Below are 25216 nucleotides of genomic sequence, written 5' to 3'. Positions count from 1 at the left end.
GCTGGCGGTGCTGTTTTGTAACCCGCCACATGTCGGCGGTAACGAAAGAGGATAAACCGTGTCCCGTATTATTATGCTGATCCCTACCGGAACCAGCGTCGGCCTGACCAGCGTCAGCCTTGGCGTTATCCGCGCAATGGAACGCAAAGGCGTTCGTCTGAGCGTCTTTAAGCCGATTGCTCAACCGCGTGCCGGTGGCGATGCGCCAGACCAGACCACCGCTATCGTACGTGCTAACTCTTCTTTGCCAGCTGCTGAGCCGCTGAAGATGAGCCACGTTGAATCTCTGCTCTCCAGCAATCAGAAAGATGTGCTGATGGAAGAGATCATCGCGAATTACCACGCGAACACCAAAGATGCAGAAGTCGTACTGGTTGAAGGCCTGGTCCCAACCCGTAAACATCAGTTCGCACAATCTCTGAACTACGAAATCGCGAAAACGCTGAATGCGGAAATCGTATTCGTTATGTCTCAGGGTACTGACACCCCGGAACAGCTGAACGAGCGTATTGAACTGACTCGCAGCAGCTTCGGCGGCGCAAAAAATACCAACATCACCGGCGTTATCGTTAACAAACTGAACGCACCGGTTGATGAGCAAGGCCGTACTCGCCCGGATCTGTCCGAGATTTTCGACGACTCTTCCAGAGCGAAAGTGATCAAAGTTGATCCGGCTAAACTGCAAGAGTCCAGCCCGCTGCCGGTTCTGGGCGCGGTGCCATGGAGCTTTGACCTGATCGCTACTCGTGCAATCGATATGGCGCGTCACCTGAACGCTACCATCGTTAACGAAGGCGATATCAACACCCGTCGCGTGAAGTCTGTGACTTTCTGCGCACGCAGCATTCCACACATGCTTGAGCACTTCCGTGCTGGTTCTCTGCTGGTGACTTCTGCCGATCGCCCTGATGTGCTGGTTGCAGCATGCCTGGCGGCAATGAACGGCGTTGAAATCGGTGCCCTGCTGCTGACTGGCGGTTACGAGATGGACGCACGCATCACCAAACTTTGCGAACGTGCATTCGAAACCGGTTTGCCGGTATTTATGGTGAACACCAACACCTGGCAGACCTCTCTGAGCCTGCAGAGCTTCAACCTGGAAGTTCCGGTTGACGATCACGAGCGCATTGAGAAAGTTCAGGAATACGTTGCTAACTATATCAACGCTGACTGGGTTGAATCCCTGACCGCGACCTCTGAGCGCAGCCGTCGTCTGTCTCCGCCAGCGTTCCGCTATCAGTTAACCGAACTGGCTCGTAAAGCCGGTAAACGCGTTGTTCTGCCGGAAGGCGACGAACCGCGTACCGTTAAAGCGGCAGCCATCTGTGCTGAACGTGGTATCGCAACTTGCGTACTGTTGGGTAACCCGGATGAAATCACCCGTGTTGCAGCCTCTCAGGGCGTTGAGCTGGGTGCTGGCGTAGAAATCGTTGACCCGGATGTGGTTCGCGAAAGCTACGTTGCTCGTCTGGTCGAACTGCGTAAAAACAAAGGGATGACCGAAACCGTTGCCCGCGAACAGCTGGAAGACAACGTGGTTCTCGGTACCCTGATGCTGGAACAGGACGATGTTGACGGTCTGGTTTCTGGTGCTGTTCACACCACAGCGAACACCATTCGCCCACCGCTGCAGCTGATCAAAACTGCACCGGGTAGCTCTCTGGTATCTTCTGTGTTCTTCATGCTGCTGCCGGATCAGGTATACGTTTACGGCGACTGCGCGATCAACCCGGATCCGACTGCAGAGCAGCTGGCAGAAATCGCAATTCAGTCTGCAGATTCCGCAGCTGCTTTCGGTATCGAACCGCGCGTAGCGATGCTTTCCTACTCCACCGGTACTTCTGGTGCAGGTAGCGATGTTGAGAAGGTACGTGAAGCAACTCGTCTGGCGCAGGAAAAACGTCCAGACCTGATGATCGATGGCCCGCTGCAGTACGATGCCGCTGTTATGGCTGACGTTGCGAAATCCAAAGCGCCGAACTCTCCGGTTGCGGGTCGCGCTACCGTGTTCATCTTCCCGGATCTGAACACCGGTAACACCACCTACAAAGCGGTACAGCGTTCTGCCGACCTGATCTCCATCGGGCCGATGCTGCAGGGTATGCGCAAGCCGGTGAACGACCTGTCTCGTGGCGCGCTGGTAGACGATATCGTCTACACCATCGCACTGACCGCGATCCAGTCTTCTCAGCAGCAGCAGTAATCTGCTTTGTACGCCAGATGGGGACGTGAACGCGTCCAGTCTGGCCTACAGATAGTGGTTCTTTAAACCGGAAATAGCTGATATTTCCGGTTTTTTTATGCCTGTTATTCCAATTAGTAATTTCTGAAATATTTGCTTAACTGCGCTGCATCAATGAATAACTATTCTCCTGTTTGCATACTTAGCCTCTTTGCTTTGCAACAGGGATAGCTCTTCATGTCTGCAGTAACAGAATCACAACCCGCTAAGAAATGGGCAATGCCCGATACGCTGGTGATCATATTTTTCGTTGCCATTTTAACCAGCCTGGCGACCTGGGTTGTACCCGTCGGCATGTTCGACAGCCAGGAGGTGCAGTACCAGGTTGATGGGCAGACCAAAACCCGGAAAGTGGTCGATCCCCACTCGTTTCGTATACTGACCAACGATGCGGGTGAAGAGCAGTACCATCGGGTTAAGTTTTTCACCACCGGCGATGAAAGTCCCGGACTGATGAACTTTCCGTTTGAAGGTTTAACCTCCGGCTCAAAATTTGGCACTGCCGTTGGCATCATTATGTTTATGCTGGTAATTGGCGGCGCATTTGGCATTGTTATGCGTACAGGAACCATTGATAACGGCATCCTGGCGCTTATCCGTCATACGCGGGGTAACGAGGTCTTGTTTATCCCGGTGCTGTTTATTCTCTTCTCATTAGGTGGTGCTGTATTTGGCATGGGAGAAGAGGCTGTCGCTTTTGCCATTATCATTGCACCGCTCATGGTACGCCTGGGTTACGACAGTATCACCACTGTGCTCGTTACCTACATCGCCACCCAAATTGGCTTTGCCAGCTCGTGGATGAATCCGTTCTGTGTGGTTGTCGCGCAAGGCATTGCGGGTGTACCGGTGCTCTCCGGCTCTGGCCTGCGTATCGTGGTATGGGTCGTTGCGACCCTGATTGGTCTCACTTTCACCCTCGCCTACGCATCACGCATCAAAAAGAATCCTCTACTTTCACGCGTTCATGAATCCGATCGTTTCTTCCGCGAGCAGCAGGATGACGTCGTGGAGCGGCGTTTCACTCTGGGCGACTGGCTGGTATTGTTAGTACTTACCGGCGTGATGATTTGGGTTGTCTGGGGCGTGATTGTCAACGCATGGTTCATTCCTGAAATCGCCAGCCAGTTCTTCACCATGGGTCTGGTGATAGGCATTATTGGCGTTATCTTCCGGCTCAATGGTATGACGGTCAACATTATGGCCTCGTCGTTTACCGAAGGTGCGCGGATGATGATTGCCCCTGCCCTGCTGGTTGGTTTTGCCAAGGGTATTTTACTGCTTGTGGGCAATGGAGAGGCGGGGGATGCCAGTGTGTTAAATACTCTCCTGCACAGTATTGCCAACGGTATCAGCGGTCTGGACAATGCTATCGCTGCATGGTTTATGCTGCTATTTCAGGCAGTATTTAACTTCTTTGTCACCTCCGGCTCAGGCCAGGCGGCGCTGACTATGCCGTTATTGGCGCCTCTCGGTGATTTAGTCGGTGTAAACCGCCAGGTTACCGTTCTCGCTTTCCAGTTTGGTGATGGTTTCAGCCATATTATCTATCCAACATCCGCGTCACTTATGGCGACATTGGGCGTTTGCCGGGTGGACTTCCGCAACTGGTTGAAGGTGGGAGCAACGCTGCTGGGGCTGCTGTTTATTATGTCCAGCGTGGTGGTGATAGGCGCGCAGATAATGGGATATCATTAAAAATAAGCCCCTTGTCACCTATGACAAGGGGCGTTCCTTCACATTAATGATTTCGCTGCCTCAACAATCGCCGCGGCGGTGAGTCCATATTCTTCCTGTAAAAAATCCTGTGTCCCAACCTGACCATAACGTTCTTTGACACCAACCCGACGCATCGGTACCGGGCACGTTTCCACCAACACTTCAGCCACTGCTGACCCCAGTCCATTATGAATACTGTGGTTTTCACAGGTCACAATTCGTCCCGTTTTCTCGGCATAGTTCTTCACCAACATCCTATCGATAGGCTTCAGAGTAAACATATCGATGACTGCCGCATTTACCCCTATGTGTTCCAGTTGTCGTGCGGCTTCCAGCGCTTCTGCAACCATAATCCCGTTGGCTATTAGCGTGACATCTTCGCCTTCGCGCAGAACATTCCCTTTGCCGATCGTAAATGTCGATCCTGGCGCGTAGATACTCGACGCCTGCTTACGGATTGTGCGTACCCAGTAGAAGCCCTCAAGCTCCAGAAGCTGGCGTAAGATATCGTCGAACATCACCGCATCCGTCACTTCCAGTACCACCGAATGCGCCAGGCCGCGCACAATCCCCATATCTTCAAAGGACATGTGCGTACCTCCGTTGTGACAAGCGGTAACCCCGGCATCTGAAGCGATCACCTTCACGTTATTACGCTGATAGTCCAGTGACATAAACAGCTGATCGAAACAACGACGGCTGGCAAATGCAGTGAAAGTGTGCACAAACGGTTTACGCCCCGTTAATGCCAGTCCAGCGGCAGTACCAATCACATTGGCTTCCATGATGCCGCAGTTAATAACGTGCTGCGGGTAATCCCGCGCCACACTGTCCATTGCCATCGAACTCATCAGATCGGCTTCAAGAGCAATAATCGGGCTTCCTGCTGCCACTTCTTTCGCCACGAATCCGGCATATACCTTACGCATCTCTACGTTATCTTTTTGCCCTGCGGGCGCGAGCTTAATCATGCGTGGCCTCCAGATGATGAACGGTTTCATTCAACGCCTGTCTCATTTCTTCCGTCAGACGCAGGTGATGGGAATTGCTGAGATGTTCCAGATATGGCACACCCTGTCCTTTGATACTGTCGAGAATAACAATCCGAGGTCGAGTCTCTTCATTCAGACGCGACTGCACTGCGGTCAGCAGGCCTGCAATATCATCCCCTTTCACCGTGATCGCCTCAAAACCAAAGGCCGTGAATTTGTCCTCCAGGCTAAACGGGCGAATGATGTCATCCAGTTCGCCATCTAACTGTTGTTTATTCCAGTCAACAAACACCGTCAGGTTATTCAGCTTATGGTGCGCAATAAACTGAAACGCCTCCCAGCACTGACCTTCGTTCAGTTCGCCATCGCCAACAATGCAAAATACCCGATTCGGACGCTTTGCCAGCTTATGGGATAACGCCATCCCAGCGGCGATAGATATGCCCTGTCCTAACGAGCCAGTGGTAGCGTCTACACCACGCGTTTTAAGCCTGTCCGGATGGCTGGGCAAACGAGTACCGTTTTGGTTCAGCGTGCTCAATTCTTCAATCGGGAAATACCCCTTGATCGCAAGAGTACTGTACAGTGCCGGCCCCGCATGACCTTTGGATAAGACGAAATAGTCACGTTCCGGCCAGTCCGGATCGGCGGGGTCGATTTTCATCACTGCACCATACAGGACGGCCAACGTTTCCACGACCGACATACTGCCGCCGAAATGGCCAAACCCCAGATGCGTCAGCGATTTCAGCGTGGCGATGCGGATCTCTTTCGCCAGTTGTGTAACTTCATTCACATTCATGATTTGGCTCCATTATTTTCCGGCGCATTACCCGCTGCCGTTCTGTTTTTAGCGAACACGTTCCAGGCAACCAGTAACGCAAAGAGCGCAACAACCAGACCAGTGATAGCGAGAGGGGACAAATAGCGAGCAAGGTTGCCAAGGACAATGCCTACCACACCAAAGTCAGCATCTGAAAAGGTCGTGTTGGCAAAGCCGATTGCACCCAGTACAGGTAGAAGAAGTACGGGCAGGAAAGTGATTAGCAGGCCATTAGCAAAAGCACCAATCATTGCCCCACGACGCCCACCGGTGGCGTTACCAAATACCCCCGCAGTTGCCCCAGTGAAAAAGTGTGGCACCACGCCCGGCAAAATTAACACCAGCTTCATCTGCCCAAGCAAGAACAGCCCCACCAGACCACCGAGAAAGCTGAACAGAAAACCAATTAATACAGCGTTAGGGGCGTAGGGATAGACTACCGGACAGTCAAGTGCAGGGCGGGCATTAGGCACCAGTTTTTCAGAAAAACCGGTAAAGGCCGGCACGATCTCCGCCAGAATCAGGCGCACCCCTTGCAGAATGATAAACACCCCTGCAGCAAAGGTAATTGCCATGATGATGGCGTAAACCAAATAGTTCTGCCCACCACTGAAGGTACTTTCAACGTATTCCCGCCCGGCGCTAATTGCCATAATCAGGTAGATGATCATCATGGTCAGAGAAATAGAGATAGAGCTGTCACGCAGGAAGCTTAAATTCTTCGGCAGATTCATCTCTTCTGTTGAGCGAGAGCCTTTACCGCACACGCTTCCAATCCAGCCTGAGAGCACATATCCCAACGTGCCGAAGTGACCGAAAGCAATTTCATCGTTGCCTGTGATACGGCGCATATAACGCTGCGCCAGTGCAGGGAAAAAGGCCATGACCAGCCCGAGAATCAGTGATCCCGTAAAGACCAGCCCCGCCCCGTCAAATCCTGCCACAGTCAGGATTACGCCGATCATACAGGCCATATAAAAGGTGTGATGCCCGGTCAAAAAGATATATTTCAATCGAGTAAAACGGGCGACAATAATATTGGCTACCATCCCAAATGCCATAATAAGCGCCGTCGAGGCACCGTATTTTTCTAGCGCAATAGAGACAATCGCTTCGTTATTGGGAATAATACCCTGGATATTAAAAGCGTGCTCAAACATCCCGCCCAATGGATTTAATGAACCAACCAACACGGTAGCCCCACCACCAAGCACAATAAATCCAAGAATAGTTTTAATAGTACCTTTAACAACATCAGAAAAAGCCTTTTTCTGCGCAACCAGGCCAATTAAGGCAATTAATCCTACCAGCACAGAGGGTACTTTTAGTATATCAACAACAAAATTTAGCGTTTCAAGGATAAACATATCCACCTCGCTTTATGCACATGGGCAGTCAAACTGCCGAAATGCAGTCTGAGTGATTACGCACATATACAGTTATTGTTTATCGAACCATGCGCATAGCTGCGCTTCGAGTTCATTGATATCGATAATATTATTAATCACTACCAGTTGTGCTTCTGGTACGCTGGCGCTGGCAGCAATATCTTTAGCCATGACGAACAGGTCGGCGGCCCCTGGCGTGGCGGAGGAGAGATCGGAGTGTTCGACTTCCGCCTCAATATTGAGTTTTTTGAGGACTTTTTTAATATTCATTTCAACCATAAAACTGCTGCCCAGGCCAGAGCCACAAATAGCCATGATTTTCATTGTTATCACCTTTTTAGTAGAGTACACCCGCATCACGCTCACGCGTAATGTTTCATAACATTCAATCTGGACTTAAATCAGAAGCGTGAAATAATTTTTTTAATTTCCTCCCGTGTTGTAGCACTATGTAATTGCGCAAGTTCTTTATCACTTGAAAATAACTCAGCAAGGGCAGAAATCATGGCAATATGGCTGTGTTTATCTGGAGCGGCCAGCATAATAATAATATCAACTGGATCAAACTCTCCTGCACCAAATGAAACACCTTGCTTTAATTTCAGCAGCGACAAACCTAAGTCTTTCGCTCCTTCTTCTGGCCTGGCATGGGGCATCGCAAGACCCGGAGCCAGCACATAATAAGGGCCTAACTTATGGTGCTGCGCGACAATGGCAGTGAGGTAATCAGACGTAATGACTCCCGCATTCAGCAAGGGTCTGGCACAAAGCTCCAGAGCCTGCGGCCAATCCTCTACGCTTTCGCACAGCATAATGGTTCTATCCGTTAACCAGGTACTCAGCACTTTTCCTCCTTAGCATTCGCTCAATATGGACAAACTTTATTCAACCACTGAAACCATATCTGCGATCGTAGTCACAAAGATAGCGCTATCAAAAGATATCGTTCGGTTATGTGATAGCGCTATCAAAATACGATTACTGAGTGAAATCACAGCAAAAAAAATGATTTAAGGCGTATACTGCCCTTTACGCGAAGCAAAGAATGACAATAAAAAAACAGCTCAACTGGTTGTAATTAAGCAGGAATTTGTATGTCTCTAACTCGAAAACGGCGTAGTACAGGAAAAGTGACCATCGCCGATGTTGCTCAGCTTGCTGGTGTTGGCACTATGACCGTCTCCCGTGCATTACGCACCCCTGAACAGGTATCCGATAAACTCAGAGAAAAAATTGAAGCGGCGGTGCATGAGCTCGGGTATATGCCTAATCTTGCGGCAAGTGCGCTGGCATCAGCTTCATCACGCACAATTGCCATGGTGGTGCCTAATCTGGCTGAGGCAGGTTGTTCAGAAATGTTCGCGGGGTTGCAGGAAATTTTACAGCCAGCCGGATACCAGATAATGCTGGCAGAGTCCCGCAATCGTCTTGAGCAGGAAGAAAAACTACTGGAAACACTGCTTGCCTCAAATATTGCAGCCGCAATATTGCTTAGCGTCGAACACAACGACACCGTGCGGCACTGGCTGAAAAATGCGTCTATTCCGGTTATGGAAATCGGTGCCATTCGTAGCGACCCCATCGATATGAATATCGGCATTGATAACGTCGCGGCTATGTTTGAACTGACTGAGATGCTGATACAGCGTGGCTACCAGAACATTGGCCTGTTATGTGCCAATCAGGAGCAGTGGATTTTTCAGCAACATTTACAAGGCTGGTATAAAGCGATGTTGCGTCATCATATGTCACCAAATCGGGTGATTAATGCCGCATTACCCCCGGTTTTTTCTACCGGAACGTCACAACTTCCCGAATTTATTCTCGCCTGGCCGGAACTGGACGCGCTGGTCTGTGTGTCAGATGAACTGGCCTGCGGCGTATTGTACGAATGTCAGCGGCGACGTATTAAAGTTCCTGATGATCTTGCTGTCGTGGGGTTCGGCAATAGCGATGTGAGCAAAGTCTGCCAACCGCCACTGACAACAATGGCTGTACCACATCGTAAGATTGGTCTTGAGGCCGGGCGCGCATTGCTGGCGAGAATTCAGGATGGAAACTGGAGCGATCAAAAACAGATCGCCTCCAGTTTATGCATGCGAGATAGCTGTTGAGGTTCTACTCCGCCTCTTCCTGCTTTTCTTGTTGGGTCTCTGACGACTTAGTCGCGGACTCATTCTTGGCGTTGCGGGTCATCCACAACGCCAGCGCCTTCAGTGAATCCGGCGTGAATTCGTCGCAGCGCGCCGTAATTTCTTCCGGTGTCAGCCAGCAAACCTCGCTAACCTCTTCTTCCTGCAACGCGAACGGCCCATGAGATACACAACTAAACAACGCCCCCCAAACCCGACAATTTTTATCTTCAAAATAAAACTGCCCGTGGTCGGCAAACGGTACGCCCGCGATGCCTAACTCTTCTTCTGCCTCGCGACGGGCCGATTCGAGAAGTTGCTCATCTGCCTGAACGACGCCACCTGCTGTGGCATCCAACATGCCAGGCAAAAAGTCTTTTGTCTCGGTGCGGCGCTGAACCAAAATTTTACCCATACCATCATGCACAACGATATACGTTGCACGATGACGTAAGCGTTCCGCCCGCATCTGTTCCCGGCTGGATTGTGCGATGACTTCGTTGTCTTCATTCACAATATCCACCCATTCCGTACTTGCCAAACGACGCTGTTCCACCATCAGGAAACCTTCTTTTTTCTAGCGCTCTTACGGCGCGTTTACGTTTGTGGGGTAAATTACGGATTAATCTCGACCTGCGCAATGATACTTTGATCATTGAGTGCCATTACTCTGAGAACATTATCATCCAGAATCCCGTAGCTTGCCGTAAAACCCCCTTTCGGGATGCTGACCGAACCAGGGTTAAAGTGATAAATCTCCCCACGCTGTTCTGCAACCGGCAAATGAGTATGCCCATAAACCAGCACATCTCCGGCACTCAGGGGCGGAAGATTTTCCGGGCCAAAAAGATGTCCGTGCGTCAAAAAGAGGCGCTGATTATCTGTCAGAATTTGCTGCCACGGCGCAGTTATCGGAAATTGCAGGAGCATCTGATCCACTTCGCTGTCACAGTTGCCGCGCACCGCAATAATACGCGATGCCTGCTCATTCAAACGCTCGGCAACCTGCGCCGGCGCATAGCCTTCCGGCAACGCATTACGCGGCCCGTGGTTTAAAACATCACCCAATATCACCAGCCATTGCGCACCGCTTTGGGTAAACCTCTCAAGTACGCGCTCCGTGGCTGGCAACGAACCATGAATGTCCGATGCGAACATCAGTTTCATCACTCACTCCTCGTTGAAAATTACCTTTCAATGATACTGGATTACGCCCCGATGATCAGCAGGAACGCTTCGCGGAAAGCGCGATAAAACGTTGTACCGATGCACGCTGCCACTGGAACGCTGCATATTCCGCTAACTGCTCAGGAACATCATCTCCGTTAAGGACCAGACGATTAAGCATGAGCGCTAAATCGCAATCTGCAATACACCATTCACCAAATAAATTCTGTTTCCCATGGGCCAGTAAGTTGCCCGCTGTGGCAAACAATTTTTCCGCACTCGCCTTCCCCGCTTCACTCAACGGCGGTTTTTTTACACCGGCAAAGACCACGTCCGTTGAACGCTCTTCACGAATCGGCATGAGATCGCTACGGATCCAGGCCTGAACCTGGCGGGCGCGAGCGCGTTTCTGGATATCGTGAGGGTAAATCCGCTCCCATTGCGGCGGCGCGAAGCTCTCTTCAAGAAACTCGGCAATTGCCGATGATTCACTCAGTTCAAAACCGTCGATCTCGAGAACCGGTACACGGCGCGTGAGCGCATACCCTTGCCATGAAGGCTGTAAGTGTTCGCCATGGTTGAGATCTACTGTTTTCAGCGTAAAAGGCAGCCCTTTCTCTTGTAGAGCAACATATACGGACAACACGTACGGGGAGAAAAAGTTTGCATCTGACCACAGCGTAATTGCAGGTTTGCTCATAATATCCTCAGAGATGTATTGGCTTACTTTCAAAATATAGAGTCTTTCTCACTCTGTCACTTGATGAAAACTCACGCTCGTCAGCAGGTTCTATACTTGTAGTGACCAGGTGACAAAACGGACGCTGAAAATGATCGACCTCTACTACACACCAACGCCCAACGGACATAAAATCACGCTGTTTCTGGAAGAGGCGCAGTTGAAGTACCGTTTAATTCATGTGGATATCAGCAAAGGTAATCAGTTTCATCCCGATTTTCTGGCTATTTCGCCAAATAATAAAATTCCTGCAATTGTCGATCATGCCCCGGAAGATGGCGGAAGACCGATCAGTCTGTTTGAATCTGGTGAAATTTTGCTCTACCTGGCGGAGAAGAGCGGAAAGCTGCTAAGTGGTGAATTGCGAGAACGCCATACCACGCTACAGTGGCTCTTCTGGCAGGTCAGCGGATTAGGTCCTATGCTAGGCCAAAATCACCACTTTAATCACTTCGCACCGCAGACGATCCCTTACGCCATTGAACGATATCAGGTTGAGACCCACCGATTGTATAACGTGATGAATAAGCGTCTGGAAACTTCACCCTGGCTGGGTGGCGATCATTATAGTATTGCGGATATTGCTTGCTGGCCCTGGATTAACGCCCACCAGCGTCAACGTATCGATCTCGATACTTATCCGGCAGTCAATAACTGGTACGAGCGTATCCGTACGCGTCCCGCCACGGAACGCGCGATGCAGCAAACTGCTCAGTGAGAAGAAGTAACGCGATTAGGTTCTCGTGTATCATGCAGAGGTTCATACATGGAGGAAACCTGCAATGTCACAACCTGACGCTATTATTCGTATAAAAAACCTTCGTCTGCGCACCTTTATTGGCATCAAAGAAGAGGAGATCCTCAACCGGCAGGATATCGTCATCAACATAGCCATCCACTATCCGGCAGACATAGCCCGTACCAGTGAAGATATCAACGATGCGTTGAATTACCGCACGATCACCAAGAGCATAATTCAACATGTGGAAAGTAACCGCTTCTCATTATTAGAAAAATTAACTCAAGATGTGCTCGATATCGCACGCGAACATCACTGGGTCACTTATGCTGAAGTAGAGATCGATAAACTTCACGCATTGCGTTATGCCGACTCCGTTTCCATGACGCTGAGCTGGCAGCGCTAATCGTTACCCGGGAGGCGACATGCAGATTCTGATTACTGGCGGTACTGGCCTGATTGGACGCCATCTGATCCCCCGTCTGCTGGAATTGGGGCATCAGATAACCGTAGTGACACGTACCCCCGATAAGGCCCGCCAGATCCTGGATTCACGGGTCACGATTTGGAAAGGGCTTGAGGACCAACACAACCTCAATGGAATTGAAGCTGTCATTAACCTTGCCGGTGAACCTATCGCGGATAAGCGCTGGACTGCTGAGCAAAAAGAGCGACTGTGCCAGAGCCGCTGGGGTATTACACAGAAACTGGTCGATCTAATCAGGGCCAGCGACACACCACCAGCGGTATTGATATCGGGTTCCGCGGCAGGATATTACGGTGACCTTGGCGAGGTAGTCGTCACAGAAGAAGAGCCACCGCATAACGAGTTTACCCATAAGTTGTGCGCTCAATGGGAAAACATTGCCAGCAGTGCGCAAAGCGACAGAACACGCGTGTGTTTGCTACGTACAGGGGTTGTGCTGGCTCCTGCTGGCGGGATCCTGGCAAAAATGGTTCCACCATTTCGTCTTGGCCTGGGCGGTCCTATCGGTAACGGACGCCAATATCTTGCCTGGATCCATATTGACGATATGGTGAACGGTATTATCTGGCTGCTGGATAACGATCTGCACGGCCCCTTCAATATGGTTTCACCATACCCGGTACGTAACGAGCAGTTCGCCCACGCGCTGGGTCATGCCCTGAACCGACCTGCTATCGTGCGCGTCCCTGCGACGGCCATGCGGTTACTGATGGGGGAATCATCGGTGCTGGTCCTCGGCGGGCAGCGAGCGTTACCCAAACGCCTGGAAGCCGCTGGTTTTGCATTTCGCTGGTATGATTTGGAAGAAGCGCTGGCGGATGTCCTTCGATAATCTCTGCTGACTGTTCACTGTCGCTATTGTGGTGGTAAGGTTATAAAACTGACTACCTCAATGGCGACATTTAATAGCGACTTTATGGCGATAATAACGACTCCCCGACTTATCCTCTCTGCATATCAACTCTCTGACTGGTCATTTTTCCTCAGGCTGCGTGAAAGCCCGGAAATAATGCGTTATATGGCTGACATCTCCACGGCAAAAGAAACACGCTTACTGTTTGCCAGACGCCTTTCCGCTAAGCATTCCTTCGTTATCCGTGAACATAATAACAATACGCCGTTGGGCGATATTGGCTTACAAATTAGTCATCTTTATCCTCAGGAAGCAGATATCGGCTACGCCGTCGTCCCACAGGCACAGGGAAAAGGTATCGCCAGCGAGGCAGTCCGTGCTGTGTGCGATTACGCCTTTCAGCAGGCAGGAGTCACCGCGATAAACGCATATGTGTTAGCCGAGAATACGGGGTCAGTACGCATTTTGGAAAAGACAGGTTTTGTACTCACCCAGGTACTCGAGCAAGCATACGAAGTGAATGGCATACGGTATGACGACTGTGTCTATCGTCTGGAGTGTCCAGCACGGGGTTTATAAGCCCGGAAGTGAGGTGCCCCCGGGCATTTTGGACGGTACAGCAGTACTACTTCAATGACCCTTTCAGGAACTGCTGCAAACGTGGACTCTGCGGGTTGCCGAATACCTGCTCCGGATCGCCTTCTTCTTCGATTTTCCCCTGATGCAGGAAAATAACGTGCGTGGAGACATGCCGGGCAAATCCCATTTCATGGGTGACGACCACCATGGTTTTTCCCTCTTCGGCCAGTTGCTGCATAATGCGCAGCACTTCACCGACCAACTCCGGATCAAGGGCTGAAGTCGGCTCATCAAATAGCAGCACTTCCGGCTCCATTGCCAGCGCGCGAGCAATAGATACACGCTGCTGTTGTCCACCGGACAGATGTACCGGATATTTACCCTGGGCGCGTTCATCAATACCGACTTTGGCCAGATACTTCACCGCGCGATCGCGAGCTTCCTGTTTGCTTAAACCTAACACCTGAATCGGCGCTTCCATGACGTTTTCCAGCACCGTCATATGGCTCCACAGGTTGAAGTGCTGGAAGACCATAGTCAGTCGCGTACGTAACAGACGAAGTTGGTTTTTATCCGCCACCTTGAGTTGACCGTCTTTGTCGCGTACCAGGCCAATATTCTGACCACTGACCACAATCGACCCAGCGCTCGGTTTTTCGAGAAAGTTAATGCAGCGCAGGAACGTACTTTTACCGGAACCTGACGAGCCAATAATACTGATAACATCACCCGCGTTGGCCTGCAGCGATACCCCTTTCAGCACTTCATGTTCGCCGTAGTGCTTATGTAAATCGATAACGTTTAATTTATTTTCAGACATCGTGTTACTCGAATCATTTAGAGGAGACATGCTGCAACCAGCGTTTTTCCGCTTTACGGAACAGACTGATCAGGACATACGAAATCATCAAATACAGTACGGCGGCAATACCGAATGCGGTAAACGGCTGGTAAGTTGCCGAGTTGATATCGCGGGCGATTTTCAACAAATCCGGCACCGTCGCCGTAAATGCCAGCGCCGTTGAGTGCAACATTAAAATGACTTCATTGCTGTATGCTGGCAGCGCAATACGCAATGCTGAAGGCAAAATAATACAGCGATACATTTTAAATGAAGAGAAGCCATAGGCACGCGCGGCTTCAATCTCGCCATGAGGTACCGAACGGATTGCCCCGGCAAAAATCTCTGTGGTATAGGCACAGGTGTTTAGCGTTAGCGCCAGCACGGTACAATTAAGGCCACTGCGGAAAAAAGCGTTGAGGAAGTCTGTCCCTTTAACGATTTCCAGCGTGTACATTCCGGAATAAAACACCAGCAACTGAACGTAAAGCGGTGTTCCACGAAAAATATAGGTAAATAGCCAGATGGGAAACTGGATAAACTTATTGCTGGAAACACGACCAATCGCCAAAAACAGCGCCAGGATGCCCCCCATTACCACAGATGAGATCAGCAACCACAGCGTTATTGCCACGCCGGTGAAGCGATAGCCGTCGGTCCATAGCAGGGATTTCCAGTACTCCTGAATAATCTCAATCACAGGTCAGCCCTCTTCACACCCACGGAGTAGCGGCGCTCAAGGTACAGCAGCACACCGTTAGAAACAGTGGTAAACACCAGATAGATAGCGCCGCACACCACGGCAAAGTAGAACGGCTCCCAGGTGCTCTTACCCGCAAGCTGAGTGGCTTTCACCACGTCTTCAAGTCCGAGCAGAGAAACCAGTGCCGTGGCTTTAAGAATAACCTGCCAGTTATTACCAATTCCCGGCAATGCATAGCGCATCATCGCCGGAAACATAATGCGGCGGAATATCTGTGAACTGGTAAAACCGAATGCAGTTGCCGCTTCAATATGGCCTCTGGGTACAGCCATAAACGCACCGCGAAAGGTTTCGGTAAAATAGGCCCCGTAGATAAAACCGAGCGTGATAATACCCGCCACCATCGGATCGATATCAATCTGGCTGATACCAATTGCGTCGGTTATGGTGTTAAGCGCAATCTGCAACCCGTAGAATATGAGCAGCATTAAGACAAGATCGGGTACTCCACGTATTAACGTCGTGTACCCTTCGAAAATTAGCCCCATTGCCCGACTTTGCGAAAGCTTCGCTCCCGCGCCGACAAGACCTATCAGGACCGCCAGCACTACTGAGCTGAGAGCCAGCTCGAGCGTAACAATCGCGCCCTGTAAAATAACACCTGAAAAGCCATACAACATGCTGCCTGTCCTGTTGTGTGTGGTGAAGTAATGAGCCTCTTTTGATATGTTGTCTCGACACGTTTTATGCCTGATGTCGCTTCGCTTATCAGGCCTACATGCTTTCGTCGTAGGTCTGATAAGGCGCAGTCGCCATCAGGCAATAAGTCGATCAACAATCTACGGGCTTTATCAGCACCTGCGGTGATTAGCCGCCGTAAACATCAAAATCAAAGTACTTTTTCGCCAGTTTCTCGTAAGTACCGTCAGCACGCATTTCTGCAAATGCTTTATTCAGTGCTTCGCGCAGTTCGTTATCGTCTTTGCGCAGCCCCATTCCGGTACCCACGCCGAACAGTTTCTCATCTTTCACAGACGGGCCACCGAATTTGTAATCTTTACCTACAGGTTGCTTCAGGAAGCCTTCACTGGCAGCGACTTCATCCTGGAACGCGGCGTCGATTCGTCCGGCAGTCAGGTCAGAATAGATATTGTCCTGCCCCTGATAGGAGACAATTTCAATGCCTTTTGGCGCCCAGTGCTCGTTACCGAATGTTTCCTGGGTAGTGCCCTGCAGAACACCGACACGCTTGCCTTTCAGCGACTCGATTGTCGGCTGGATATCAGAATCTTTAGCAACTACCAGACGAGAATCCGCTGCATAAAGTTTGTCGGTAAAAGCAATTTCCTGCTGACGTTTTTCAGTAATGGAAAGCGAAGACATGATAGCGTCGATTTTCTTCGCTTTTAACGAAGGGATCAGCGCATCCAACGGGTTTTCCACGAAGGTACATTGTGTATTAATGCGTTTGCAGAGTTCTTTTGCCAAATCAATATCAAAACCAACCAGTTCACCCTGCGCATTTTTCGATTCAAACGGGGCATAAGTAGGATCGGTACCGATACGGACTTTTTGCGGAATGGCTGCAAATGCTGCGGTAGCACTGGAGAAAGCCAGGACCAGAGAAAGAGACAACACCAGTTTTTTCATAACTATCCTCAACAGACTGTCTTTTATAGGGGATCTTTACAGGACCAGGTGCAGTTATCGTGCCATTAATCAGGCCGACAAGGCAAAGCATTCTACCTTGCCGGCAATATTTTTTTGCATGAAAAGCGCTTAAGTATGCAATCATGCTCATTAAGACAGCGATAAAAGCACCAAAACAGTGCACTGGATTTATTATGCACCGTAATGGTTAGCCTCTATGGTGCAATCAATTCCCGTTTCAGCGTATCAGTCGCCGTAGACATTAAAGTTAAAATACTTTTTCGCCATTTTGTCGTAGGTGCCATCCTGACGCAGCTCACCCAACGCTTTATCAAAAGCAGCTTTCAGTTCCACATCATCTTTGCGTAAACCAATTCCGGTTCCGTCACCGAAATACTTTTTATCTTTTACCGAAGGACCAGCAAACACATAGTCTTTACCTGCTGGCTGTTTCAGGAAGCCTTCGCTGGCAGCAACTTCATCCTGCAATGCCGCATCGAGGCGCCCTGCTGTCAGGTCAGAATAGATAAGGTCCTGGTTCGCGTAGGCCACTACATCCACGCCTTTGCTGCGCCAGGTGTCATTGGCATAGGCTTCCTGGGTGGAGCCTTGCAGTACCCCAACGTGTTTACCTTTCAGAGAATCCAGAGTCGGCTGGATTGGGGAACCTTTCGCCGCGATCAGACGTGAGTCTGCTGCGTAGAGTTTGTCTGAGAAAGCAATCTCTTGCTGGCGTTTCTCGGTGATAGAAAGCGAGGAGATGATGGCATCAATTTTTTTCGCTTTCAGCGATGGGATTAGCGCATCAAAGTCACTGGCAACCCAGGTACATTTGATTTGCATACGCTTACACATCTCATTTCCGAGATCGATATCAAACCCGACAAAATCCCCTTTCGCATCTTTAGAGGAAAAAGGGGCGTAGGTTGTATCTGTACCAATACGAACTGTCTGCGGAAGTGCTGCGTAGCTGGCCGCAGTTGCGGAAAGTCCTACCAGCAAAGACAAAGCAAGAACCGTCTTCTTCATACATAACCCTCAAGTGGCGTAATTTTATTATGTTTTACGTTGTGTTGTGTGTTTGCAGACTTTTTCATGCAGGTCTTATGCCATTTTCGCGTCGATGAGGATATTCGACGTTAAATATGTTAATAAAACGTTGCAATATTGTCCTGATTTTGAAGATAGCAGGTATGACGGTTGAACCGCAGCGTTTCGTTGAGTTTTAACGAATTAAATGTTGAGGATATGATCGCGGTTACAAAATTGCCCTGAAACAGGGCAACGAATACAGAGTTACACGCTGACAGAGCAGCTTATGCCCCCTGCCAGCGGGTAAACAGGTCCTGAGGGAGAGAGATATCAAACTGGTCTAACACACGATTAACCGTTTGATTAATCACGTCATCAAGCGTCTGAGGGCGATGGTAAAACGCCGGTACGGGCGGCATAATCACAGCACCAATTTCCGCCGCCTGCGTCATGAGACGCAGATGTCCCAGATGCAGAGGTGTTTCACGCACGCACAGCACCAGAGGGCGGCGCTCTTTTAGCACAACATCAGCTGCACGGGTAAGCAGCCCATCGGTGTAGCTGTGGACAATGCCAGAGAGCGTTTTAATTGAACATGGCAGGATAACCATTCCAGCCGTCTGGTACGAGCCGGATGAAATACTGGCGGCGATATCACGCGCATCATGATTTACATTCGCTAATGCCTGCACGTCGCGTACAGAGAGGTCCGTTTCAAGTGCCAGCGTCTGTCGCGCAGCCTGGCTCATCACCAGATGGGTTTCCACATCAGCAACGTCACGCAACACCTGCAACAAGCGCACGCCATAAATTGCGCCGCTAGCGCCGCTGATCCCTATGATGAGTCGTTTCATGTTTAACCGCCCTTTCTTGTTTCAGGGCTGACTTTGCAGGATTTTACGGGGAGTTGCAAGCAAGGGGACTTCTCCCCCTTGCTTGCTGTAGAGCATTAACCTTCGTTGTGCATCTCGAGGTTTTCAGCTTCGTTCTGACGCAGTACTGCTTTGGCGTCATCATTACGCAGGGAATCAAGAAAATCGAGGTACTTCTGGTCGACGTCTTTAGTGACATATACACCATTAAACACCGAGCATTCAAACTGCTGAATATCCGGGTTCTCAGCGCGCACGGCTTCAATCAGATCGTTCAGATCCTGGAAGATAAGACCGTCAGCACCAATTATCTGGCGGATCTCGTCCACTTCGCGCCCGTGAGCAATTAGCTCCGTCGCCGTTGGCATGTCAATACCGTAGACGTTCGGAAAGCGGATTTCCGGTGCGGCAGAGGCCAGGTACACCTTCTTCGCCCCGGCTTCACGCGCCATCTCGATAATCTGTTCTGAGGTGGTGCCGCGCACGATAGAATCATCCACCAGCAACACGTTCTTATCACGGAATTCAGCACGGTTAGCATTCAGCTTACGGCGTACAGATTTACGGCGCAACTGCTGACCCGGCATGATAAAAGTGCGCCCCACATAGCGGTTTTTCACAAAACCCTGGCGATACGGTTTGCCAAGAATACGGGCTATTTCCAGCGCGATGTCACAAGAGGTTTCCGGAATCGGGATGACGACGTCAATATCCAGATCTTCCCACTCGCGGGCAATTTTTTCGCCAAGCTTAGTCCCCATATTCACACGGGCGCTGTAGACGGAAATTTTGTCGATGAAAGAATCGGGACGCGCAAAGTAGACGTATTCGAACAGACACGGATTACTGACCGGATTATCCGCACACTGACGGGTAAACAACTGGCCTTTTTCAGTGATATACACCGCTTCGCCAGGTGCAACGTCACGCAGGAATTCAAAACCAAGCGTATCCAGCGCCACGCTTTCGGAGGCAACCATGTATTCGGTACGACCATCGCCAATATCGCGTTTGCCAAGCACCAGTGGGCGAATACCGTTAGGATCGCGGAAAGCGACCATCCCGTGACCGATAATCATCGCCACGCAGGCATATGCGCCGCGGATCTGGCGGTTAGTTGCGGCGATAGCCGCAAAAATATTATCGGCTTCCAGCGGATAGTGACGGAAGTTATCCAGCTCGCTGGCGAAAATATTCAGCAGAATTTCAGAATCTGAAGTGGTGTTGATGTGGCGACGCTTTTCTTCAAACAGCTTTTTACGCAGCTCATGCGCATTGGTCAGGTTGCCATTGTGGGCAAGCGTAATGCCATATGGTGAGTTGACGTAAAAAGGTTGAGCTTCGGAGGCGCTGGAGCTGCCAGCCGTTGGGTAACGCACATGGCCAATGCCCATATTGCCCTGCAAACGCTGCATATGGCGAGCTTCAAAAATGTCGCTCACCATTCCGTTTGCCTTTCGCAAACGGAAGCAGTTGTTGGCATCAATGGTGATGATGCCAGCGGCATCCTGACCACGATGCTGGAGCACCGTTAACGCGTCATAAATCGACTGGTTTACCGGCATAACACCGGCGATACCGACAATACCGCACATACGTCTTTTCCTCGTTAAGCCACATCTCAGAACCGTTAGGGTCTGGGCAAGAAACTTGACGAGCTTTGCAGATAGTCAAAGAACCATCTGATGATGAAACTGAACTGCGGGATCAACTGTGACTTGCTCCAGTCTTCACTTTTCGACACACCGGTAAACGTATCGAGAAAAAACAGAATGGCGGCGACGATCAACGCTCCTCGCAGAGCACCAAAGCAGATCCCCAACACCCTGTCGGTACCCGACAGGCCTGTTTTCTCCACCAGTTGGCCTATCACAAAATTAACGATAGCGCCGACGATAAGTGTCGCGATAAACAGTATCGCGATAGCAATCCCATTTCGAACCAGTTCGTCTTCAAAGCCCGTAAACCAGACAGACAGGTAAGTGTAGTAATGGCTGGCGACAAAGAAAGCACAACCCCAAGTCACCAACGATAATGCTTCACGAACAAAGCCACGGATCAGGCTAACCAGACAGGAAAAACCAATCACCGCGATAATGGCGTAATCAATCCAGACCATAAGTGTCCCACGATTTTACGCCCTGTCGTCCTGTTCGGGGCGCATTCTAACAGAAAAAGAAAACGTTTGCGTAGGGATTTCCTTTCCACGCGTAAATAAAAATGGCGCTGAAAAAATCTTCAACGCCATCGAACTTTTTGCCTCTTCGGGCACTGCCGGATGGCGGTGCAAGCACCTTATCCGGCTCACAACACAGCAACACTGTAAGCCTGCCTGCACACCGCCATCAGGCACAATCCCGTGCAGGATAGCGACGCTGGCGCCACGATTTAGTTCGGGGTGTAACCCATCACAACCCCACTCAAACCGGAGATCTTTTGCAGTTCGCCGAGCGAGTTTTTCAGCTTATCTCTGGAGGCGTCAGGCCCGACAAGAATGCGGGTTATTTTACCCTGTACTGGCGTTGACGGGGAAGTATATACCCGGAAGCCAGCTCCCCGAAGTTTACCAACGATCTCATTGACCTTATCGGCGTTTTTCAGCGCACCGAGTTGCACGACGTACGCTTTCCCGGTTGGGGCCGGAGTCTCCGCAACTGCCGGTTTCGGCGTTGGCGTTGGCGCAGGTGCAGGTGCAGGTGCAGGTGCAACAGGCTGTGGTTGCGGCTTCGGTTTTGGTTTCGGCTGTTCGACAGGCGCAGGTATGGGATCAAACTCCGCACTGTTTGCCGCAGTCAGGCGTGACGGATCCAGTGACGGCGCAGCAGCATCACCTGCACGCACCTCTTCTGCCGCGCCTTCTGGCGGTTGCGTCGGCAGCGCCTGCGTTGCCGCAGGCATCATGTCTGGCTCATCGCGATCGCCAGGTTTAGGCACCAGAGGGATCGCCGCAAACTCATCCTGATAATGTTTTTTTTGCCCGTCAAGCAACCCGGGAAGCACAATCACCCCAAGCGCCACCAGCACAATTGTGCCAACTAATCGATTCTGAAACTTACTCGCCACCGCTTCTCCCCACGTCTATCACTTCCATGACATGTGCGACAGTGTGAAACGATCCACACACCAACACGGTATCTTCTGGTTTTGCATCTGCCAGCGCAGCATGCCATGCCTGAGCAACGCTGCCATAGGCTTCGCCTTTGCCCAAATGCTCCAGCAGTTGTTCTGCTGTCGCGCCCCGCGGACCTTCCAGGGGAGCACAATACCAGGCGTCAACCACGCTTTTCAACCAGGCCAGCGTACCTGCAATATCTTTATCATGTAGCATACCGATAACCGCCAGTACGCGCCCGTTTTTCACTAACTTTTTCAGACGCCCGGTCAGATATTCCGCCGCATGAGGATTATGGGCGACATCAAAAATAACACGTGGCGACTCGCTCACAATCTGGAAGCGTCCCGGCAAAATAGCCAACTCGATACCTTCACGAATCGCCTGCTCGCTCACATTAAGTCCACTTGCCCGCAGGGCAGCCAGTGCAGTTGCGGCATTTGGTTGTGGAACCTGTGGTAACGGCAGGTGCGCCAGCGTACCGTGACAGTCCGTAAAGGACCAGTCATTGTCCGTTACAGCATAGCGCCAGTCCACGCCATATCGTTGCAAATTCGCTCCGGTCTCTTGCGCGACATCTGCAATGGTGTAAGGCATTTCAGGTTCGCCAACAATAGCCGGTTTTTCGGCACGGAAAATGCCGGCCTTCTCACGACCAATACTTTCACGATCAGGTCCCAGCCAGTCAGTATGGTCGAGCGCAATACTGGTAACCACCGCGACATCAGCATCGACAATATTCGTGGCATCCAGACGCCCACCCAGGCCAACCTCCAGAATCACCACATCAAGCTGTGCCTGTTTGAACAGCCACAGCGCCGACAGCGTGCCATATTCAAAATAGGTCAGGGAAATGTCACCGCGTGCGGCTTCAATCTCAGCAAATGAGGCTGTGTGGGCCGCTTCCGGTAACTCATTTCCCTGCACACGAACACGTTCTGTGTAGCGCACCAGATGGGGAGAGCTGTACACACCGACTTTATATCCGGCTGCCGTCAGTACGGACTCCAGCGTGCGGCAGGTTGTACCCTTACCGTTGGTTCCCGCCACCGTGAAGATGAATGGAGCCGGTTTAAGAATACCCAGCCGCGCCGCAACCTGGCTGACACGCTCAAGGCCCAAATCGATGGTTTTACTGTGCAGGTTTTCCAGATAAGAAAGCCACGACGCCAGGGGCGACGTGGCTTGAGGGATACGTTTATTGTCCATGATTTATGTAATTCGCTACGGTGAGAAAAGAAAAAGGCAGCGCCGACCGGCCCTGCCCTTTTATACTCGTCGCCTTTCAAGTTGCAGGGATATTGGCTGCACTCGCTCACCCGAATCACTTACTAGTGTAAGTTCATCGGAATTCACTCTCTTGCCGCCTTCCTGCAACTCGAAATCCATAGAGTAAACTATCAGGCCTCTGATTCCTGATCGGGTACCGGAGGAACCACCACGCCTTCACGTGGCTCATCCGGATTCGGCGCAGGAAGATTCATTAGCTTCGCCAGGATGCTCGCCAGTTTCAGGCGCATTTCCGGGCGGCGAACGATCATATCGATAGCGCCTTTTTCAATCAGGAACTCACTGCGCTGGAATCCCGGCGGCAATTTCTCACGTACGGTTTGCTCGATAACACGCGGACCAGCAAAGCCGATCAGTGCTTTCGGTTCAGCAACGTTGAGATCGCCCAACATCGCGAAGCTTGCTGAAACCCCACCCATGGTTGGGTCGGTCAGTACAGAGATGTACGGTAAACCACGTTCCTGCATTTTCGCCAGTGCAGCAGAGGTTTTTGCCATCTGCATCAGTGACATCAGCGCTTCCTGCATACGCGCACCGCCGGAAGCGGAGAAGCAGATCAGCGGGCAGTTGTCTTCCAGCGCCTGTTCAACGGCACGGACAAAACGGGCACCAACCACAGACCCCATGGAACCGCCCATAAAAGCGAATTCGAATGCTGCAGCAACGACCGGCATACCGTGAAGTGTACCTTTCATTACCACCAGCGCATCTTTCTCGCCGGTTTCTTTCTGCGCAGAAGCCAGTCTGTCTTTGTATTTCTTGGAATCACGAAACTTCAGCACGTCTTTCGGCTCAAGCTCGCTACCCAGCTCCACAAGAGAACCTTCATCTAACAGGCTATGCAGGCGATTGCGCGCCGACATGCGCATATGATGGTCACACTTCGGACAGACCTCAAGATTACGTTCCAGCTCAGCACGGTATAAAACCTGACCGCAGCTATCACACTTGGTCCACACCCCTTCAGGAATGCTTGCCTTGCGGGTGGGAGTAATGTTGCTTTTAATTCGTTCAATCCAGCTCATTGGTGACCTTTCTGCCTGAACCTTAGTCAGCTTTGTTATAAGGGGCGCATAATGCCATTTTTGCCCCCAACAGACCATGAATGTTGCACATTAAAACATAACAGCCCGAAACTTTGGATAAAAAAGTGGTCGAACCGCTGAGTTACTTTCTATTTTGCAGCACGTGACGCAGCACGCTTGTGACGAATCACTTCAATAACGCCGGGCAATACGGAGAGGACGATAATCGCCACAATCAATAATTTCAGGTTCTCCTGTACCACCGGCAGATCGCCAAACAGATAGCCTGCATAGGTAAACAGCAATACCCACAGCAGCGCGCCTGCGACGTTATACATTGCAAAATGGCGGTAGGACATATGCCCCATACCTGCCACAAACGGCGCAAATGTACGCACGATAGGGACAAAACGCGCCAAAATAATTGTTTTGCCACCATGACGTGCATAAAACGCATGGGTTTTATCCAGGTAGCTGCGGCGAAAAATTTTGGAATTCGGATTGCTAAAAAGTTTTTCGCCGAACAGTCGACCGATAGTGTAGTTCACCGCATCGCCAACAATCGCCGCCACAATCATTAACGCCACCATCAGATGAACATTCAAATCATTGGTTGGCAACGCAGAGAGCGCTCCGGCGACAAACAGCAGAGAATCGCCCGGCAGGAACGGCGTCACTACCAGTCCTGTTTCACAAAACAGAATCAGAAACAGAATGGCGTAAACCCAAACACCGTATTCCGCTACCAGTTCAGCCAAATGCACATCTATGTGCAGGATAAAATCGATCAGAAAGTAAATCAGGTCCATATTTATGCCTTTTACGACTCGA

At 50.8% G+C, this 25216-nt stretch carries 27 protein-coding genes; 7 read left to right on the top strand and 20 right to left on the bottom strand.

Translation table 11 applies throughout. The features are described 5' to 3' along the window. Positions 1–58 precede the first annotated feature (58 nt). Together pta and yfcC are read left to right on the top strand one after the other, a co-directional pair. Positions 59–2203 (top strand): phosphate acetyltransferase, encoded by a 2145-nt coding sequence (pta, locus tag OH663_RS19975; RefSeq protein WP_045445603.1) that lies wholly within the window; start codon positions 59–61, stop codon positions 2201–2203. Between the two features lie 216 nt (positions 2204–2419). Then, on the top strand, positions 2420–3940 hold the full coding sequence (gene yfcC, locus OH663_RS19970; protein ID WP_045445605.1) for a putative basic amino acid antiporter YfcC: 1521 nt from the start codon (positions 2420–2422) through the stop codon (positions 3938–3940). Positions 3941–3978: 38 nt separating this feature from the next. On the opposite strand, the gene OH663_RS19965 is transcribed toward yfcC, so the two are convergent. The 5 genes from OH663_RS19965 to OH663_RS19945 form a co-directional block, all read right to left on the bottom strand. Then, positions 3979–4932 (bottom strand): transketolase family protein, encoded by a 954-nt coding sequence (locus OH663_RS19965; protein WP_045445608.1) that lies wholly within the window; start codon positions 4930–4932, stop codon positions 3979–3981. Continuing rightward, the gene (locus OH663_RS19960; protein WP_045445611.1) at positions 4925–5755 is read right to left on the bottom strand and encodes a transketolase; all 831 of its coding nucleotides are present in this window, start codon (positions 5753–5755) and stop codon (positions 4925–4927) included. The genes OH663_RS19965 and OH663_RS19960 overlap by 8 nt, the downstream gene beginning before the upstream one ends. After that, the gene (locus tag OH663_RS19955; RefSeq protein ID WP_048220983.1) at positions 5752–7143 is read right to left on the bottom strand and encodes a PTS ascorbate transporter subunit IIC; all 1392 of its coding nucleotides are present in this window, start codon (positions 7141–7143) and stop codon (positions 5752–5754) included. Before OH663_RS19955 ends, OH663_RS19960 begins: the two co-directional genes overlap by 4 nt. A 72-nt stretch (positions 7144–7215) precedes the next feature. Beyond that, positions 7216–7488 carry a PTS sugar transporter subunit IIB gene (locus OH663_RS19950; protein ID WP_045445618.1) on the bottom strand — a complete coding sequence of 91 codons (273 nt, stop codon included), beginning with the start codon at positions 7486–7488 and terminating at the stop codon, positions 7216–7218. Between the two features lie 77 nt (positions 7489–7565). After that, positions 7566–8009 carry a PTS sugar transporter subunit IIA gene (locus OH663_RS19945; RefSeq protein ID WP_045445621.1) on the bottom strand — a complete coding sequence of 148 codons (444 nt, stop codon included), beginning with the start codon at positions 8007–8009 and terminating at the stop codon, positions 7566–7568. Positions 8010–8258: 249 nt separating this feature from the next. Between OH663_RS19945 and OH663_RS19940 the strand changes: the two genes are divergently transcribed. Continuing rightward, positions 8259–9278, top strand: coding sequence for a LacI family DNA-binding transcriptional regulator (locus OH663_RS19940; RefSeq protein WP_045445624.1), 1020 nt, complete (start codon positions 8259–8261; stop codon positions 9276–9278). A gap of 4 nt (positions 9279–9282) precedes the next feature. Here OH663_RS19940 and yfcD read toward each other — a convergent pair whose 3' ends face one another. Genes yfcD through yfcF form a run of 3 tightly spaced genes read right to left on the bottom strand, consistent with a single transcriptional unit; the run spans position 9283 to position 11163 of the window. Continuing rightward, positions 9283–9855: an NUDIX hydrolase YfcD gene (gene yfcD / locus OH663_RS19935; protein WP_045445627.1), complete on the bottom strand. Its 573-nt coding sequence runs from the start codon at positions 9853–9855 to the stop codon at positions 9283–9285. Between the two features lie 56 nt (positions 9856–9911). Continuing rightward, positions 9912–10463 (bottom strand): phosphodiesterase, encoded by a 552-nt coding sequence (gene yfcE, locus OH663_RS19930; protein ID WP_045445630.1) that lies wholly within the window; start codon positions 10461–10463, stop codon positions 9912–9914. 55 nt (positions 10464–10518) lie between these two features. Further along, on the bottom strand, positions 10519–11163 hold the full coding sequence (yfcF, locus tag OH663_RS19925) for a glutathione transferase (RefSeq protein ID WP_048220981.1): 645 nt from the start codon (positions 11161–11163) through the stop codon (positions 10519–10521). A gap of 130 nt (positions 11164–11293) precedes the next feature. On the opposite strand from yfcF, the gene yfcG reads away from it, so the two are divergent. From yfcG to OH663_RS19905, 4 genes are all read left to right on the top strand, one after another. Then, complete coding sequence (yfcG, locus tag OH663_RS19920) at positions 11294–11920, top strand: GSH-dependent disulfide bond oxidoreductase (protein WP_045445636.1); 627 nt, start codon at positions 11294–11296, stop codon at positions 11918–11920. Positions 11921–11984: 64 nt separating this feature from the next. Next, positions 11985–12347 carry a dihydroneopterin triphosphate 2'-epimerase gene (gene folX / locus OH663_RS19915; RefSeq protein WP_045445639.1) on the top strand — a complete coding sequence of 121 codons (363 nt, stop codon included), beginning with the start codon at positions 11985–11987 and terminating at the stop codon, positions 12345–12347. A 19-nt stretch (positions 12348–12366) separates the two neighbouring features. Further along, positions 12367–13260 carry a TIGR01777 family oxidoreductase gene (locus OH663_RS19910; RefSeq protein WP_048220979.1) on the top strand — a complete coding sequence of 298 codons (894 nt, stop codon included), beginning with the start codon at positions 12367–12369 and terminating at the stop codon, positions 13258–13260. Positions 13261–13344: 84 nt separating this feature from the next. Next, positions 13345–13860, top strand: a complete 516-nt coding sequence (locus OH663_RS19905; RefSeq protein ID WP_200010375.1) for a GNAT family N-acetyltransferase — start codon at positions 13345–13347, stop codon at positions 13858–13860. Between the two features lie 46 nt (positions 13861–13906). On the opposite strand, the gene hisP is transcribed toward OH663_RS19905, so the two are convergent. The 12 genes from hisP to OH663_RS19845 all read right to left on the bottom strand — a co-directional run bounded on the left by hisP (position 13907) and on the right by OH663_RS19845 (position 25194). Next, entirely contained in the window at positions 13907–14680 is a 774-nt protein-coding gene (gene hisP / locus OH663_RS19900; RefSeq protein ID WP_003028114.1) for a histidine ABC transporter ATP-binding protein HisP, read from the bottom strand. A gap of 13 nt (positions 14681–14693) precedes the next feature. Then, the gene (gene hisM, locus OH663_RS19895) at positions 14694–15401 is read right to left on the bottom strand and encodes a histidine ABC transporter permease HisM (RefSeq protein WP_045445661.1); all 708 of its coding nucleotides are present in this window, start codon (positions 15399–15401) and stop codon (positions 14694–14696) included. Further along, on the bottom strand, positions 15398–16084 hold the full coding sequence (locus OH663_RS19890) for a histidine ABC transporter permease HisQ (protein WP_045445664.1): 687 nt from the start codon (positions 16082–16084) through the stop codon (positions 15398–15400). The genes hisM and OH663_RS19890 overlap by 4 nt, the downstream gene beginning before the upstream one ends. Before the next feature lie 187 nt (positions 16085–16271). After that, positions 16272–17054, bottom strand: coding sequence for a histidine ABC transporter substrate-binding protein HisJ (hisJ, locus tag OH663_RS19885; RefSeq protein ID WP_045445667.1), 783 nt, complete (start codon positions 17052–17054; stop codon positions 16272–16274). Between the two features lie 246 nt (positions 17055–17300). After that, positions 17301–18083, bottom strand: a complete 783-nt coding sequence (gene argT / locus OH663_RS19880; RefSeq protein ID WP_045445670.1) for a lysine/arginine/ornithine ABC transporter substrate-binding protein ArgT — start codon at positions 18081–18083, stop codon at positions 17301–17303. Positions 18084–18370: 287 nt separating this feature from the next. Beyond that, positions 18371–18940 carry a UbiX family flavin prenyltransferase gene (locus OH663_RS19875; RefSeq protein WP_045445673.1) on the bottom strand — a complete coding sequence of 190 codons (570 nt, stop codon included), beginning with the start codon at positions 18938–18940 and terminating at the stop codon, positions 18371–18373. 95 nt (positions 18941–19035) lie between these two features. Continuing rightward, on the bottom strand, positions 19036–20553 hold the full coding sequence (gene purF, locus OH663_RS19870) for an amidophosphoribosyltransferase (protein WP_045445676.1): 1518 nt from the start codon (positions 20551–20553) through the stop codon (positions 19036–19038). Positions 20554–20588: 35 nt separating this feature from the next. Beyond that, entirely contained in the window at positions 20589–21077 is a 489-nt protein-coding gene (gene cvpA, locus OH663_RS19865; protein WP_045445679.1) for a colicin V production protein, read from the bottom strand. A 269-nt stretch (positions 21078–21346) separates the two neighbouring features. After that, positions 21347–22021, bottom strand: coding sequence for a cell division protein DedD (dedD, locus tag OH663_RS19860; RefSeq protein WP_200010214.1), 675 nt, complete (start codon positions 22019–22021; stop codon positions 21347–21349). After that, on the bottom strand, positions 22011–23279 hold the full coding sequence (gene folC, locus OH663_RS19855; protein ID WP_200010216.1) for a bifunctional tetrahydrofolate synthase/dihydrofolate synthase: 1269 nt from the start codon (positions 23277–23279) through the stop codon (positions 22011–22013). The genes dedD and folC overlap by 11 nt, the downstream gene beginning before the upstream one ends. 191 nt (positions 23280–23470) lie before the next feature. Then, on the bottom strand, positions 23471–24385 hold the full coding sequence (gene accD, locus OH663_RS19850; protein ID WP_045445687.1) for an acetyl-CoA carboxylase, carboxyltransferase subunit beta: 915 nt from the start codon (positions 24383–24385) through the stop codon (positions 23471–23473). A gap of 149 nt (positions 24386–24534) precedes the next feature. Next, a complete protein-coding gene (locus OH663_RS19845) occupies positions 24535–25194 on the bottom strand; it encodes a DedA family protein (protein ID WP_045445690.1) in 660 nt (219 codons plus the stop codon). Positions 25195–25216 lie beyond the last annotated feature (22 nt).

The organism is Citrobacter sp. Marseille-Q5395, assembly GCF_947057495.1.
Taxonomy (GTDB): domain Bacteria; phylum Pseudomonadota; class Gammaproteobacteria; order Enterobacterales; family Enterobacteriaceae; genus Citrobacter; species Citrobacter murliniae.
This window is presented reverse-complemented; position numbering and strand designations above follow the sequence as displayed.